The 15,706-nt window shown below is 46.8% G+C and carries 10 protein-coding genes; 4 read left to right on the top strand and 6 right to left on the bottom strand.

From position 1 onward, the window contains the following. Window positions 1-47: 47 nt before the first annotated feature. Window positions 48-1,976 carry an arginine--tRNA ligase gene (locus F3I09_RS09400; RefSeq protein ID WP_149694773.1) on the bottom strand — a complete coding sequence of 643 codons (1,929 nt, stop codon included), beginning with the start codon at window positions 1,974-1,976 and terminating at the stop codon, window positions 48-50. A gap of 142 nt (window positions 1,977-2,118) precedes the next feature. Continuing rightward, window positions 2,119-3,462: an OmpA family protein gene (locus tag F3I09_RS09395; RefSeq protein ID WP_149694772.1), complete on the bottom strand. Its 1,344-nt coding sequence runs from the start codon at window positions 3,460-3,462 to the stop codon at window positions 2,119-2,121. Window positions 3,463-3,737: 275 nt separating this feature from the next. Here F3I09_RS09395 and dnaK point away from each other — a divergent pair, with 275 nt between their 5' ends. The 3 genes from dnaK (at window position 3,738) to F3I09_RS09380 (ending at window position 8,080) form a co-directional block, all read left to right on the top strand. Next, on the top strand, window positions 3,738-5,639 hold the full coding sequence (gene dnaK, locus F3I09_RS09390) for a molecular chaperone DnaK (RefSeq protein ID WP_149694771.1): 1,902 nt from the start codon (window positions 3,738-3,740) through the stop codon (window positions 5,637-5,639). A gap of 86 nt (window positions 5,640-5,725) precedes the next feature. After that, window positions 5,726-6,736, top strand: coding sequence for a dipeptide epimerase (locus tag F3I09_RS09385; RefSeq protein WP_149694770.1), 1,011 nt, complete (start codon window positions 5,726-5,728; stop codon window positions 6,734-6,736). 27 nt (window positions 6,737-6,763) lie between these two features. Further along, a complete protein-coding gene (locus F3I09_RS09380) occupies window positions 6,764-8,080 on the top strand; it encodes a PmoA family protein (protein ID WP_188133749.1) in 1,317 nt (438 codons plus the stop codon). Here F3I09_RS09380 and F3I09_RS09375 read toward each other — a convergent pair. Next, window positions 8,052-8,345, bottom strand: coding sequence for a hypothetical protein (locus tag F3I09_RS09375; RefSeq protein ID WP_149694768.1), 294 nt, complete (start codon window positions 8,343-8,345; stop codon window positions 8,052-8,054). The two genes, F3I09_RS09380 and F3I09_RS09375, sit on opposite strands and share 29 nt — an antisense overlap. An 81-nt stretch (window positions 8,346-8,426) precedes the next feature. Beyond that, window positions 8,427-9,065, bottom strand: coding sequence for a redoxin domain-containing protein (locus tag F3I09_RS09370; protein WP_149694767.1), 639 nt, complete (start codon window positions 9,063-9,065; stop codon window positions 8,427-8,429). A 346-nt stretch (window positions 9,066-9,411) separates the two neighbouring features. On the opposite strand from F3I09_RS09370, the gene F3I09_RS09365 reads away from it, so the two are divergent. Continuing rightward, window positions 9,412-10,269: a DUF1266 domain-containing protein gene (locus F3I09_RS09365; protein WP_149694766.1), complete on the top strand. Its 858-nt coding sequence runs from the start codon at window positions 9,412-9,414 to the stop codon at window positions 10,267-10,269. A gap of 193 nt (window positions 10,270-10,462) precedes the next feature. On the opposite strand, the gene F3I09_RS09360 is transcribed toward F3I09_RS09365, so the two are convergent. Both F3I09_RS09360 and F3I09_RS09355 read right to left on the bottom strand, forming a co-directional pair. After that, window positions 10,463-11,590: a hypothetical protein gene (locus F3I09_RS09360; RefSeq protein ID WP_149694765.1), complete on the bottom strand. Its 1,128-nt coding sequence runs from the start codon at window positions 11,588-11,590 to the stop codon at window positions 10,463-10,465. Between the two features lie 10 nt (window positions 11,591-11,600). Further along, window positions 11,601-15,704, bottom strand: coding sequence for a DUF6531 domain-containing protein (locus tag F3I09_RS09355; protein ID WP_149694764.1), 4,104 nt, complete (start codon window positions 15,702-15,704; stop codon window positions 11,601-11,603). Window positions 15,705-15,706 lie beyond the last annotated feature (2 nt).

Genomic DNA, 15,706 nt, shown 5'->3' with positions numbered 1-15,706 from the left:
AAAGCTCCCGGAGATGGGAGCTTTTCGCTTTATAAAACAGTACGTTGTTACATTCTTTCAGGTACATCAATACCCAGCAGTTTCATGCTCTTTGCAATCGTTCTTGCAGTGAGCATAACGATCTGGGTACGGAGTTTCTGCTTCTCAGGAGTTTCTGCATCCTGTACAGAGTAGGTGTATTTACCTTCCACTTTTTCTGCATAGAATGAGTTGAACTGTTGGGCAAGCTGGAACACATAGTTAGCTATCACGGAAGGGCTCATTTCTTTCAGGGCTTCTTCCAGTACACTATCATACTGTTCGTTCAGCAGGATCAGTTCTTTCTCCAGCGGCAGTAAGCTGCCCTTATGACAGTAACCTTCCAGTTTATCCGCATTAGGTGCTACCTCACGCAGAATGGATTTGATACGGGCATGCGCATACTGAACGAATACGCTGGTGAACCCGTGGAGTTCGATAGACTCTTTCGGATCGAATACCATTCTCTTTTTAGGGTCCACACGCAGCAGGAAGAATTTCATGGCACCGATACCAAGCATCTTATGAAGCGTCTGAAGGTCTTCTTCAGGCATATCATCCAGCTTACCGGAGTTTGCCGTCTGTTCTGCCGCTGCGGTAATGGTTTCATCGATCAGGTCATCTGCGTCTACAACAGTACCTTCACGGCTCTTCATACGGCCGTGTGGTAACTCCACCATACCGTAGGAAAGATGGAAAATACCATCAGCACAAGGCTCCTGCAGTTTCTTCAGGATCAGCTGCAGCACCTTAAAGTGATAGTTCTGTTCATCTGCCACCACATAGATGCTTTGCTCCATCTGGTAGTCGTCATATTTAAGACGGGCGGTACCGAGGTCCTGCGTCATATATACAGAGGTGCCATCTCCGCGTAGTAACAGTTTCTCATCCAGTCCGTCAGCGGTCAGGTCTATCCAGATAGAGTTATCCGGTTTTTTGAACAGTACTCCTTTAGCCAGTCCTTCCTCTACCAGGTCTTTACCCAGCAGGTAGGTCTCGCTTTCATAGTACATCTTGTCAAAGTCGATGCCCAGGCGTTTGTAGGTTTCATCGAAACCTTTGTACACCCAGCCGTTCATGGTAGACCAGAGTGTCCGCACTTCATGATTGCCTGCTTCCCATTGCTGCAGCATGATCTGCGCCTGCTGCATGATCTCTGTCTGTTTACGGGAGAGTTCCTTGATCTCATCATTGAGCTTGGCGTGTTTCTCTTCATCCGCCTTTATTTCAGGCTTATGGAACAGGGTAACCAGCTTCTCTATACGTTCCAGGTCTGTACCCTGGAAATCTTTAAAGTCGTTTTCAAGCGCGCGGGCTATGATAGGTTCTGTCTGTTCTTTCAGGATGGTCTCAAACTTCACATAGTAGTCGCCTACCAGGTGGTCGCCTTTGATACCGGTTGATTCGGGGGTATCTCCGTGGGCAAACAGCTGCCATGCCAGCATGGACTTACAGATATGGATACCCCGGTCGTTCACCAGGTTAGCCTTGATCACGTCATAGCCGTTAGCTTTCAGGATCTCTGCGATAGAATAGCCGAGGAAGTTATTACGCAGGTGACCCAGGTGCAAAGGCTTATTGGTATTGGGGGAGGAGTACTCCACCATTACTTTTTTCCCGTTGGAAGGTTTCTTACCGATATTACGGTTATTGAAGTGTTGCTGCAGGTACTGCGCCCAGTACTGCTCACAGATCTGCAGGTTGAGGAAGCCCTTGATCACATTATAGCCGGCCACGAGGTCGGGATTATGTTCAACAAGGTATTTACCCAATTGATCAGCAGTTTCTTCCGGTTTTAAGCGGCTGAACTTAGTGAAGGGGAATACCAGGACCGTATATTCACCTTCGAATTCAGGTTTGGTAGTATTGATCGCAATGTCCTTTGCAGGAATTGTCTGTTCGTAAAGCGCCTTAATTGCTGCTGCAGCAGCAGATCTGATGGATTGTACAACACTCATGCTGATAAACGGTTAATGCCAAAAGTAACGTCAAAGGTATAAAAAATCCGGTGGGCAGCCCGGGGGACTGAATAATATAATAAAGAAAAAGGGCCGGCAAAAAGCTGCCAGCCCCTTTTCAGGGTTTATCGGATGCTGAGTATTAATAAATAGTAAACTCCACCCTTCTGTTTTTCTGCCTTCCGGCTTTTGTTTTATTGCTGGCTATTGGCTGTTCGGAACCATAACCTACGGCTTCAATTTTGGAAGGATTCGCTCCCTGGTTCACCAGGTATTGTTTTACTGATTCTGCGCGGTCTTTGGAGAGGGCCATATTTTTATTTGCATTGCCTACATTATCCGTATGTCCGCCAAGTTTCAGGCTGAAGCCCCTGGTCTTGAGCATTTCTGCCAGCCTCTCCAGAGAAGTATAAGAACCGGGTTTGATGCTTGATTTGCCGGTTTCAAACTCCAGGTTCTGGATAGCATTCCTGACTATCCGGCGGTCTTCATCTGTAATAATTACCTGGGTTGGAGGTTTTGTCTCGGTAATTTTCGGCAGTTCGCAGCCGCTGCCATCTACCTTGCTACCGGAAGCTGTGCCGGGGCATTTATCGAAAAAGTCGGATACGCCATCTCCGTCCGCATCGCCCGTCAGTTTATTCACTTCTGTGCTCAGACGGTTATTTTCGGCCCGGCTGGTTTCCAGTTCGCGCTGCAGGTTAGCCTTTTGCGCTTGCAGTTCATCATACATTACCTTAGCGGGGTTCTGCCAGCCCAGCTGTGGTTTATTCCGTGGTCCCAGCGGGAATTCCAGTCCGGCATATCCGTAGGAATATTTGTCTTTATCGGTACCGAGATAAAAGCCGTCCAGGTTATCCCCATCCACATAATGCATGGTATATCCCAGGTCCAGGTTTATTGCCTCGGAGAGTTTGAATTTCAGTCCTGCGCCTATGGGCACATAAAACTCAGTGATGCTGCCACTTGGTTTATAGTCCGTCAGGCCACCCTCCTTTAGTTTGCTTACCTTGGGGGAATAACCCGCCAGTCCTGCGCCGCCGGACACATATATCTGAATGGCATTCTTTCTGTACATCCAGTTGATGGTAGCCAGATTGATAACCGCATTCAGGCTGGTAGACCACTTCAGTTTGGTTTCGAATGAGTTTATGCGCCGGATGGCTTCTTTTTCGTTCCCCAATTTGCGGTCATTATTGCCTGCCAGCTTGCCACCTACATAATCTGCCCGGATGCCCAGGGAGTGTAAGATCTGCCATTTTACATAAGCGCCGTAGCCGGGCTTGGCTTTCCATTTCGTAAAATCATTGCTGCCTCCGGTAGGGGCAACTGGAGCCAGCAGCCCTCCGTTTATGCCAACTGACCATCGCCTGTAGCCAGGGCCATCAGTAAAAATAGGGCCGTTTACAGTGGTCTGGGCAATACTGCATAGTGGAGTGGAAAGGGCCAGCACACACGCTGCCCGTAGAAGTGAGGTGTTTTTCATAATAATTCAGGGTTACTCGGTTATTTAAATTAGCAGGTGAATTAATTACATTAATAGCATTTTGCACGTCGGTTTCGTACACTTACCATAAAGAACCCCTGTTGCATATAAATTGTTCATTATTAATCTTATTAAACGTATGGGAAGAGAAGCTGACGGTAAACTGACATGGAGGACTGACATATTTGCATGCTTTGTCCCTTGGCATAATCATTGACATTTGCATTGTCGGAGACAAAAATCTATCTACAACTACAAGCGAGAATATAACAATTATGGGAAAGATAATAGGTATTGACTTAGGAACTACCAACTCATGCGTTGCTGTAATGGAAGGTAACGAACCGGTAGTAATTGCCAATGATGAAGGACGCAGAACGACGCCCTCCGTTGTGGGTTTCTTAAAGAATGGTGAGAGAAAGGTAGGTGATCCGGCAAAACGCCAGGCTATCACTAACCCTGTGAACACTATTATGTCAGTAAAGCGTTTCATGGGACGCCATTTTGACGAGCTATCCAATGAAATACCTCATTGGAGCTATAAAGTTGCGCGTGGTGAAAATAACACTACACGTATCGATATCGACGGCAGACTGTATACTCCACAGGAGATCTCTGCTATGATCCTGCAGAAAATGAAGAAAACTGCTGAAGACTACCTGGGTCAGGAAGTAACTGAAGCGGTGATCACTGTACCTGCTTACTTTAACGACGCTCAGCGTCAGGCTACAAAAGAAGCAGGTGAGATCGCAGGTCTGACTGTACGCCGTATCATCAACGAGCCTACTGCTGCTGCATTGGCTTATGGAATGGATAAAAAACATGCAGATAGCAAGATCGCCGTATTTGACCTTGGTGGTGGTACCTTCGATATCTCCATCCTGGAACTGGGTGATGGCGTATTTGAAGTAAAATCTACCAACGGTGATACTCACTTAGGTGGTGATGACTTTGATAAAGTGATCATGGACTGGCTGGCAGATGAATTCAAGAAAGATGAAGCGGTTGACCTGCACAAAGATCCAATGGCATGGCAGCGTTTGAAAGAAGCAGCTGAAAAAGCAAAGATCGAACTGTCTTCCTCTCAGGAAACAGAGATCAACCTGCCTTATATCACTGCAGTAGACGGTGTACCTAAACACCTGGTAAAGAAACTGAGCCGCGCTAAATTCGAGCAACTGGCAGATTCCCTGGTGGAAAGAACACTGGAACCTTGCCGTAAAGCGCTGAAAGATGCAGGCATGAATACTTCCGAGATCGACGAAGTAATACTGGTAGGTGGTTCTACCCGTATCCCTAAGATCCAGGAAGTAGTAGAAAAATTCTTCGGTAAGAAACCAAACAGAGGTGTGAACCCTGATGAAGTAGTAGCTGTTGGTGCTGCTATCCAGGGTGGTGTACTGACCGGTGAAGTGAAAGATGTACTGCTGCTGGACGTTACCCCGCTTTCTCTGGGTATCGAAACCATGGGTGGTGTATTCACCAAACTGATCGAGTCTAACACTACCATCCCAAGCAAGAAATCTGAAACCTTCTCCACTGCCGCTGATAACCAGCCAAGTGTTGAAATTCACGTACTGCAGGGAGAACGTCCTTTAGCTAGTCAGAACCGTACACTGGGCCGCTTTATCCTGGATGGTATTCCACCGGCTCCGCGTGGCGTACCACAGATCGAAGTAATCTTCGATATCGATGCCAACGGTATCCTGCACGTAACTGCAAAAGATAAAGGCACCGGTAAAACACAGAATATCCGCATCGAAGCAGGTAGTGGTCTGAGCAAAGAAGAGATCGAAAAGATGAAGGCAGAAGCGAAAGCGAACGAATCTTCCGATAAGGAACAGCGTGAAAAGATTGAAAAGCTCAACCAGGCTGACAGCCTGATCTTCCAGACTGAAAAACAGCTGAAAGAATATGGCGATAAGATCCCTGCTGATAAGAAAGGCACAATTGAAACTGCCCTGAACAAACTGAAAGAAGCACATAAGACCGGCGATATCGCCCAGGTAGATGCAGCTGTTACAGAAATGAACAATGCATGGACCGCAGCTTCTGAAGAACTGTACAAAGCAACACAGGAAGCACAGGCTAACGGTGGAGCTGGTCAGGAACAGCCACAGGGAAGCGCTGCAGGTAACGAAGGCGTAACTGATGCTGAATTTGAAGAAGTAAAGTAACATAAGCATTTTAGGGATATTTGGTAAGAGGGCTGATCTGAAAAAGGTCAGCCCTCTTTTTTGTGTCTATTTTTTTATTTTGTGTTATGCAATTGACACTACACCCGTTCGAATTAAAGTTCAGACATACCTTTACCATCTCGCGTAAATCCAAAGACGTTCAGCCATTACTGGTGGTGGAACTGAAACAGGATGGGTTCAGCGGTCTGGGAGAAACAGCCGATAACTCATATTACAATATGACCGTGCCCCGCCTTATGGAAGCTATCAATGCGCACCGGGCGCTGATAGAAGGGCACACGCTAACAACTCCCGAAGCCTTCTGGGAATTGTTATACCCCCAGTTCAAAGACAACCTGTTTGCACTCTGTGCCATTGACCTGGCCGCGCATGATCTCTATGCCAAAAAACTGAATAAGAAACTGTATGAGGTGTGGGGACTCGACATTTCCCACAACCCGATGACTGACTATACGATCGGTATTGATACAGTAGAGAATATGGTCAGTAAACTGAAAGAGTTCCCCTGGCCGATCTATAAGATCAAACTGGGTACGCAGGACGATATAGCCATTATAAAGGAACTGCGCAGGCATACAGATGCCATCTTCCGGGTGGACGCCAACTGCGCCTGGGGCGTGGAAGAAACCTTACGTAACGCCACGGCTTTCAAATCGCTGGGAGTGGAATTCATCGAACAGCCTATGCCGGCAGAAGATGTGGAGGGCATGAAAAGAGTGTATGCATCATCAGCGCTGCCGCTTATTGCTGACGAGAGCTGCATTACGGAGGCAGACGTGGAACGCTGCAAAGGGCTCTTTCATGGTATTAACATCAAACTGACCAAATGCGGTGGCATTACGCCCGCCCGCAGGATGATCGATCATGCAAAACGCCTGGGCATGCAGGTCATGACCGGCAGCATGAATGAAAGTACCGTCGGTACTTCAGCAGTAGCCCATCTGCTGCCTTACCTGGACTATGTAGATATGGATGGTCCGCTGTTACTGGCGGAAGATACTTCCGACGGCGTAAAGATCGTTGACGGACGTATCATCTATGCCGATAGGGCCGGTACCGGCGCCATATTAAAATAAAACTATTACCCTCAAATGTTACCCGTTATGAAAAACAGACAATTATTGTCCTTTCCCGTCTTTCCGGTTGAGCTGCACAAGTCGCGGCACAAGCCGGCCAGACCTATGCTGTACATAGTTCAACTGCTCCTGTTGTTAACAACGGCCTTCCCGGCCAGCGCCCAGCTGCTGGCTCGCATCAGCGTAAAAACAGGCGTCCGCCAATGCGTAAACGTGCCTGTTTCCACTGTGATGAAGGATGCAGTGATATCCCTGCAGGATTCATTACAGTTCTTCGAAATACAGCAGGGAGGTCGCAAGCCTGTCCCTTTTCAGGTTTCCGGTGGCCGCTATCTCTATTGGATAATGGACGGAAAAACAGCTCCGGGAAAGATCCGTACATACGAACTGGTAAAAGGTACGCCGGTTCCCGCTATTGTCCGGATGCAGGCTAAAGACAGTGCTGACGCCCTGGTGCTGGAAGAAGGTGATCAACATCTTCTTCAATACAATTATAACATAATGGAACCACCCGCCGGTGTGGATACCGTCTATCGCCGCAGCGGTTTTATACACCCCCTGTGGGCGCCCGATGGACAGGTTATCACTAACATACATCCAAAGGACCACTGGCATCATGTGGGGATCTGGAATCCATGGACGCATACTTCTTTTAACGGGAAAGAGACTGATTTCTGGAACCTCCAGAAAAAGGAAGGCACTGTCCGTTTCAAAGGCTTCATCGGTCGTACGCAGGGGCCGGTACTATGTGGTTTTCAGGCATTGCACGATCATATTGCCTTCTCCGGCAAACAGGAAAAGGTGGCTATCAATGAGGAATGGGATGTCAGGGCATTTAACAGCAACGGCAACACCAGCCGTATCTGGGACATCGACAATACCATGAGCTGTGCCGATACTGCCGGTATTACCCTCCTGCAATACCGCTATGGTGGTGGTTTTGGCCTCCGTGCCACTGCGGAATGGAAGGCTGCTAACAGCAAGGTGCTTACCTCAGAGGGGAAGACACGTAAGGATGCTGACAGCACCCGTGCCCGCTGGATAAAGATCACCGGTCGTACAGATAAAGGAGAAGCTGGCATTCTCGTCATGAGTCATCCTGCTAATTACGACTATCCCCAGCCCGTACGTGTATGGCCAGAGAATAACGAAAGAGGGGAGATCATGATGAATTTCAGTCCTACCAAAATGAAGGCCTGGCAATTGAAATACGGGCAGACCTATCGCCTGTGTTACAGGGTGATAGTATTCACTAATGATCTCTCAAAAGAGGAAGCAGAAGAGGCCTGGGAAGCATATGCAAAGCCTCCGCAGGTTACTGTTTCCTGGAGCGCAGGTCTCTGAGGTTGATAATGGCATTATAAAGCCCGAAAACGCCCATAATTATAAAAATAGCTATCACGCCCCAATGACCGGTAGCGCGGTAAATATACAGCTCTATACGTGTCAGGCGAACGGCATGCAGCTGACCAGCAGTCTCTGAGAACTGGAGGAAGCGGTAAATGGCAAAACCAAAGCCGATCAGTGCTACTACAAGCATCCAGATCACTGTTGTCCAGGAGGCAGGTTCCGTTTCTTTGGGAGTGGGTTGTTCAGGGGTAGTACGCATAGCAACAAGATACAAATAAAAACACAACACCCTGTCCATCATAGACGGACAGGGTGTTGTGCCTTTTTTCTAATATGTATTTTATATAGCTATTCCATGTGATCCCTGGTGACTTGCCTCATACACTGCAGACAGGAGGTCTCTTCTTTCCACTGATTTTTCCAGCCACAGGTCAACGGCACTGTAGACGATCTTCAGTGAAGGTGTCAGTACATAAATGGCTGGTGCAGGTACATCTTCATTCACGCCTGATATTCTGTCCCAGATAGGGTCTGTAGCAGAATAGAGACCCGCTTTGCCGGCAATCAGGTTGTGCTGATCCCAGATGCTGGCGAAAGGCAGTTGCAATGCTGATGTAGCCTCGTCGAAATGTTGCTTTTCATCAGTGGTTACCAGTAGCAGCTGACCGCCCATTACGCGGATATCTGCGTAAATGTCCTTTAGTTCTTCCAACCGTTTGTTACCGTAACCATTCCAGTGAATAGAGTGGAAAGCCAGCACCAGTGGACGATCTATCAGTTGTGTGATAGACTGCGGCCCTTGTACAGACTTTAAGATATCTGAAGCGGCGATAATATTTTTCTTATTTATATGGAATGCAGGTAATGTATCCCCTGCATGTAAAGGGCTGATCGGGGTCCTGGTCTTAAAGGCTTTTTTCACATTTTCAATCTCAAATTCAGGATAGAGATCTGCATATCTGTTGAAGTTGTTGGACATAAAATAAATTTAAGGGATGGTTGGTAAACAGTGTTTGAATAAATGGTTGTAATGATTTTTATGAAACGGTTGCCGGCAGATGACCTGCGGCAATGAGGTATCAGCTACAACAACAGACGGCAGAGGTCTTTCTGTTTTTAAACTGTGTTAATACTTTGAATTGAGGCATGTGAACTTTTATTTTGTGTGAGTGCCTGTATTGACAATGCAAATATAGGAATATTTATCTAATACCCTACAAGATTTGTAGGGTATTTATTAAGTTGTTGATAATCAGATATGATATTTTAAAGAATTTGAAAAGTTTTATATTTGATGCTTCTATGTTCATCAAAACAATAGCTACATGAAAGGAATTCAGTTAAATATCATCCCGGCCATCTGTTTGCTGGCTATCAGCATGGCAGGATGTAACAGTAATAATAACAAACAGGACAAACAGGTGCAGGTGGCTGCAACCAATGATGCGGCTATTATCAGAAATGATGAATTATATCCCTTCATGCTCGCAGGTGTGTACTTTGTACATGGTTACGGCGGCCCTGAGCATACTTTCGATGCACTGATCAAACCGGAAGTAAAGGGGGAACCCGGCTCGGAAGCTTTTTCCAAATCTATACAGGCGGCCTACAGCAAGTACTTTATCTTCCCGTTTAAACCGGGAAGTGATCAGGAGGCGAAGGAGGCTAAAGCTGGCCTGGCAGACTACTGGGACATCCACAATACCGCAGAACTCGAGAAATCACTGAACTGGTTGCTGGATGAAGGTCATCAGGCACAGTATACACAATACCGTAAAGTGCTGGAGGAAAACGGTGGTGCAGGCGCTGACCTGGCAGCTATTGATCTCGCTAAATACAAGCTGTCTAAGACCGATATTCCCGGCTTACAGTTCATTAAAGATCATTATACTGAATTCAGCAAGGCGGGTATTAAAGCCTGGGATATCGCCCGTTATATCAATAACATCTGCGTGGCTTACCAGGCAGGATATTTCAACAGGGGAGAAGCGACAGCATGGCTGAGGAAAGCACCGCAGGTGATGCAGTCACAGTATAGCGACTGGAAGGCTTATTTTAATGATTTCCTGCTGGGTCGTCAGTTCTGGGGTGGTGCTGAGAGTGACAACGATCGTTTCAAAACAGAAGTAGCAGGTATGCTGGAAGGGAAGTACAGCATCTATACCTATATGCCGGTTAAGTAATCTGATGATCTTATATATGAAGCGCCCGTCTCAATTTACCGGGACGGGCGCTTTTCTTCGGTTTCGCTTGCCATTAAATATTTCAGTACTTCTTCTGCTGGTTATACAGCCTTCAGCATTTCATATACTTTCCTTTGGCTGGTATATTTATTTCTGCGGATGCCCTGGTAGCCAAATACCTCCCGCTCTTTAATCAGATGGAATAATTATATATGGGTAGAAGGGTAGGCTGATTATCCGGTGTAATACCTTCAGGCAATAGCCCTGCATGCAGCATAGCATGCGTGTGTATTTTCAGTGTATATAACCGTTCCAGGCAATACCGCTGTACTTCGTTCAGGTCCGATACGTCAAGTATGCCGCCTCTGTTCAGAAAATTACGGAACACAATACTTGTAAGATCTTCTGCCATGTAAGGATATAAGGGAAAATCCATTTCCTGCTCTTCCTGTTCGAATATCGTCTTCTGCGCTTCCAGTATCGGGAATATGCCGTCTAATGCAGTCTTTAACCGCTCAGTGTCCGACAGGCTGCCTATCAGCAATGCATCCGTTGCTACGACTATAATAAATGCCTGTGCCCATTGCACTTCTATATCTTCTTCCATATCCAGCAATCCCTGTAACTGTTCCTGCTCCACCGGGAAGCCACTGATACCATTGAACACCGGAATATATGACGCCAGTGATTCATCTCCTGCTAATAACTGTGTGATTTCCGTCGGAAGTCGGGTCTTTTCTCCCAGCAGGTAGTTGATCAGCGCCGCGCTGATCAACGCATTTTTGATTAGGGCCGTATTATCACTATTGTTTATGATGATGTCAAAGATCCTGTTGATCTCCACTGTTGCAGGAAATAATACAGCGGTATAGTAAACATCACTGGGCACCAGTACCTCATTGTCTGTTTTATAAAAATGTGTTTTGAAGAATGTTTTGAAGGAAGTAAATCCCGGATCGGGCTCCTCTTCTTTCTTTCCAAAGCTATACCGCACCGGCATTGTCAATACAGGCACGGCAGACCTGATATCCAGCGTATACACATAAGCCAGGAAATCCAGCAGTACCGCAGGATATGCAAAGTCTTCCTTACATAAACTGTCAAATACCTGTATGACCGGATCTGTTATCTCAAACACGAGATATCCCTGTTTCACATGACTGAGCATATCGCCAAATAACAATGAAAGCATTTCGTCCTCTTCTTCCGTGTCACAAAGTGCTTCCAGTATGGCGGGTATTTCTTCTGCTGAACTGCTATACCCTCCGGTAAAGTTGTTCCATTGTATGCCCTGTATAAATTGTTTTGTTGTCGGATACATAATTGGTTTATTAAGGACAAGGATGAGGCGCCTTGAGTTTTTGATTCTCCAGTCCGGCCAGTGGGTATTTTACGGTAAATACTTTTCCTTTCCGGTTGGTATGTTTGTAAATGATCTCCATTTGGTTATCTACTGCAAAGTTATGCATAGCAGGATTACAATAATCACATGGCGCAATTCCTGGTATATAGATAGTTGCCCCGCCCCGTCTCATGAATATTGGTTTCGATTCAATTTCCAGTGTGGAACCATGTAGTTTGTCCATCTGTCCATCGAACCGCTCTTCCAGCTTGCGTAATAACTTCTGCTCCGCATCCTCTGTGCGGCCCGCCACCTCTTTTGCTCCACTACTTGCTCTTACAGAGGTCAGTTTCTCTGGCTGCTGGCCTTTCAACGTCAGCACAGCATCTATCAGGTTCAGCCCCAGGATATCTATCTGGCTGTTGGTATCTTTTACATAACTGTAGAAGGTAGCATTAGTACCGGCAAGCCGTATTGGGTCCTGACTGATATAGACGCCTTCCTCTGGTAAGTAATACCTGAACCGGTTGTAATATAACTCAGTTTCCATATCATGGTACTGTCCCTGATAGCGGAAAGGTATGAAAGACAGGTCGCCTTTCGTTTTACGGGGCTTACCATAGATATCCAGCTCACAGGCCCATACCAGCGAACCATCTGCATCATATGCCTGGCAGGGTGTACCCAGGTAATCTGTAACAATAGAATACGCTTTATTGCCGATGATCTTTGCTGCCGGAACACCAGCTCCTTCAAAGACCCAGGTGATCAGCGAAGCAGGCGGTACCGGTTCCGGCGACTGTATCACATTACCCATTTCATCCACCTCAGCTACCGGCCGTTGTCCGGCTTCATACGTCCATTCATGCAGTGGCGCATCTTCGTTCCATATCCAGCGGGTGATCTGTTGTTTGAATATTTTAGCAGTCCTTCTGCCCAAGGCATCATATTCAAAACACACCGCGCTATTATCAGGGCGGACTACCTTTTTAAGCATACCATTGCCATACCATTCATACTGCCACGTTTTCAGATCAGTGGTGATCTTCCTGATAAGATTACCTTCTTCATCATATTCAAATCTCGCCTGAGAGGAGGCTTTTAATTGTCCGCCGGCATTATATTTACGGTCTTTCCGCTGTTCCGTGCGGAACAGGTTGCCCAGTTTATCCGGCAGCCTGAAATCGTAGTGTCCGCTCTCATATTGCGCCCATGAAAGATTGCCGAATTCATCATGTCCGAACTTAGTAACACCTTTATCCAGCGCATTCACGATCTGACGCAATCTGTCATTCGGATCCCAGCGGTAGTAAAGATTTCGGGTGATCTCATCTCCATGATGTACGGTATGCGCCGATGGCATTGCCCCATTATCGTAAGTCCATTTGCTTTGGATGTTTCCGGGAAGATGGCGTGCTACTTCCAATCCCAGGTGATTGCGCAGGATCTGCGTAACCCAGGTATTTTTTGTTCCTTCATAGCTGGCGTTGATGCCAGTCACAGTGCCCATCTTGTCGTGCGTGACCTCTATCAGCGCTCCCAATGAGCTTTTAATATTATGCTTGTGCCCTCGTTTGTTATAGCTGCCCGTTACAGTATGTTCATTTTGCTGTTCTTCTATCACACGTCCCAGATGGTCTCTTTTAAAGCAAACAGTATTAAATTCATTGGCTGCTTCTATCAGTAATCCGTTACGGTCATAACTGTAAGTCTCCCAGCTACCATCACTGTATTCACAACGTGTGATCTGATGCCTGCTGTTATATTCAAACGTTGTCTGTCGGCCGCCGGGACGGTGAATGGTGAGCAGATTTCCTGTAGCATCCATATTATAGCGCCGTATCAGGCCGTCAAAGCTCTTATCTTCGATGATCTCTCCCCGTGCATTGCGGATAAACAGGAAGCTGTTGCCATGCTCGTCAACAACCGTATTCAATTGCCCTTCGGTATCGTATACAAAGTGCTCCTTCACGCCATTTTCCTCACGTAATTTCAGCTTGCCCAGCGGTGTGTACTGGAACTTCACATTATTCTGTTTATCCTTCGCATGTACTACATCGTAATAGGCGTTGTATTGAAGGTGCACGATGTTACCATCCGGCACATGTACTTCTGTGACGCGTCCTAATTTATCATACCGGAAAAGTTGTTGCTGTTCCTGCGGATTGACAGCGCTCAGGCATTGTCCCCAGTTGTCATATTTCCAGCTGGCCACGCCTTCATCCGGGAGTCTTAATGCTACCAGGTTGTAATCCTCATCATAAGTGAAGCTGGTGTTGCCACCCTGATGTTCTGCTATATTGCTCAGCAGGTTTTGTTCATTGTAAGAGAAGAGTTGCAGTGAACCATTAGCGTCACTACGGCTATGCAGTAACCCGTTTTCATAATAGACATAAGAAGTACTGTTATTTTGCGCATCTGTAGCCACCAGTAAATTGCCTTCCTCATCATAACTGTAGTTTAGCTGACTGCCATCCGGATTAACAACAGATGTACAATTACCCATCTCATCATATACATAACCGGTCATATTTCCATCTTCATCGATCTGCCTGTATATTTCAAATTCAGGAGTGTATTCTGTGAATGTGGAAAATCCCAGTGGATCTTTGATCTGGTATACTACAAAATCTGGTGTATAATAGTAAGTGCTTGTCTGCCCGAGCGAATTAGTGATGAGGTTATAACCTTCTTTCGGATAATAGGCAATACGCCCTTCCAGCAGTCCGTCATCACCCCAGGTGTGCACGCAGCGGCCCTGTTTATCATATTCCCAGTAAAAAGACTGCCCGTTACGGTCGGTCTTTTTTATCATCAGGTGATCGCGGTAGGTCATGGAAGTGCTCTGTCCCAGCGCATCGGTGATGGCAATGAGGTCGCCGTCTTCATTATAGGCGTAACTGATCAGTGGTCTTTCCTCACCCCGGTGACGCGCTATGACGCTGGTAATACGTCCCGCATTGTCACTGCTCACATGCAGATGCCGGCCGGCGCTATCTATAATACGCACGATCGTTCCACGATGATTGTAGTGGAAACTGATCATGAACTGTGCTTTATCGTGAATAGTGGAAAGATGATACTGTGTAGCCCCGGTGTATGTTTTACGGAAGGTATAATACAATCCGTTATCATGGTTATACAACTGGTATTCGTCAATATCGGTCCGTTTCAGTGTCATCTTCTCGTGCCGGTTATAATCACTGTCGCCACTGGCAGGTAAGGCATCAAACACGGCACTGCGTCCATCTTCCAGTAGTACCACTGCGGCGCCATCGTTGATAAACTCTTCGATACGCATATCATAGCAAAGGTGTGTACCATGCCCCAGTGCCCCTTTAAATGAGCTGTCACTGTTCCATGACCTTTCCCATTTCAACGGAATAGGACCAGGCAGCTCAAAGTCCAGACCATCATAGATCATAATGCCCTGTACCAGGTCTACCGGCTCGAAGCCTTTTTTACACAGCGTCTTGCTTAATTTATTACTGCCTATCTTCCCCTTCAGGGCATGATTGAATTTAGTCAGCCCTTTCCTGCCGATCTTACCCAGTCCTTTCATCAATGCGCCAAATCCGAAGGACATGACGAGGTTCAGCAATACACCTGCCCAGTCGGGCACATAGGGCCCGCCTACCATCACAGGTTTTCCAAATGACAGTGGGATGGTGAACGAAGTGGGCAGGTACATACTGGGAATGGGTTTCAGCTTCTTACCCGGCTGCAGGGAAAGTGGAATGCCAATATCGTTACAGGTCATCAGCATATGGCCTGTAGGGCTGAGCAACCTGCCTTCCGCCTTTACAGTCTTGCTGCCGAAGAAGTTGACAGAGTCATGGCCTATCATTGGCGCCAGCAGCCATGGGCCTCCCATCGGAAAGTGAAATAATATCACGATGATACCGCTTGTATCACTTACACCTCTGGGTACGTGATTGACCTTGGTGCTGGCGCCCATATATGGAATGTAATCCATAGGGTCCAGTACAAAACCAATGTAAGGATGGGGCAGGGGAATGGGGAATCCCAGCAGGATAACAATATGTATGTCGAGCCCTATAACGGGAATGAAATGTTTATTGCTGACAAGCATAA

The organism is Chitinophaga sp. CF418 (assembly GCF_900142925.1).
Lineage (GTDB): Bacteria > Bacteroidota > Bacteroidia > Chitinophagales > Chitinophagaceae > Chitinophaga.
This window is presented reverse-complemented; position numbering and strand designations above follow the sequence as displayed.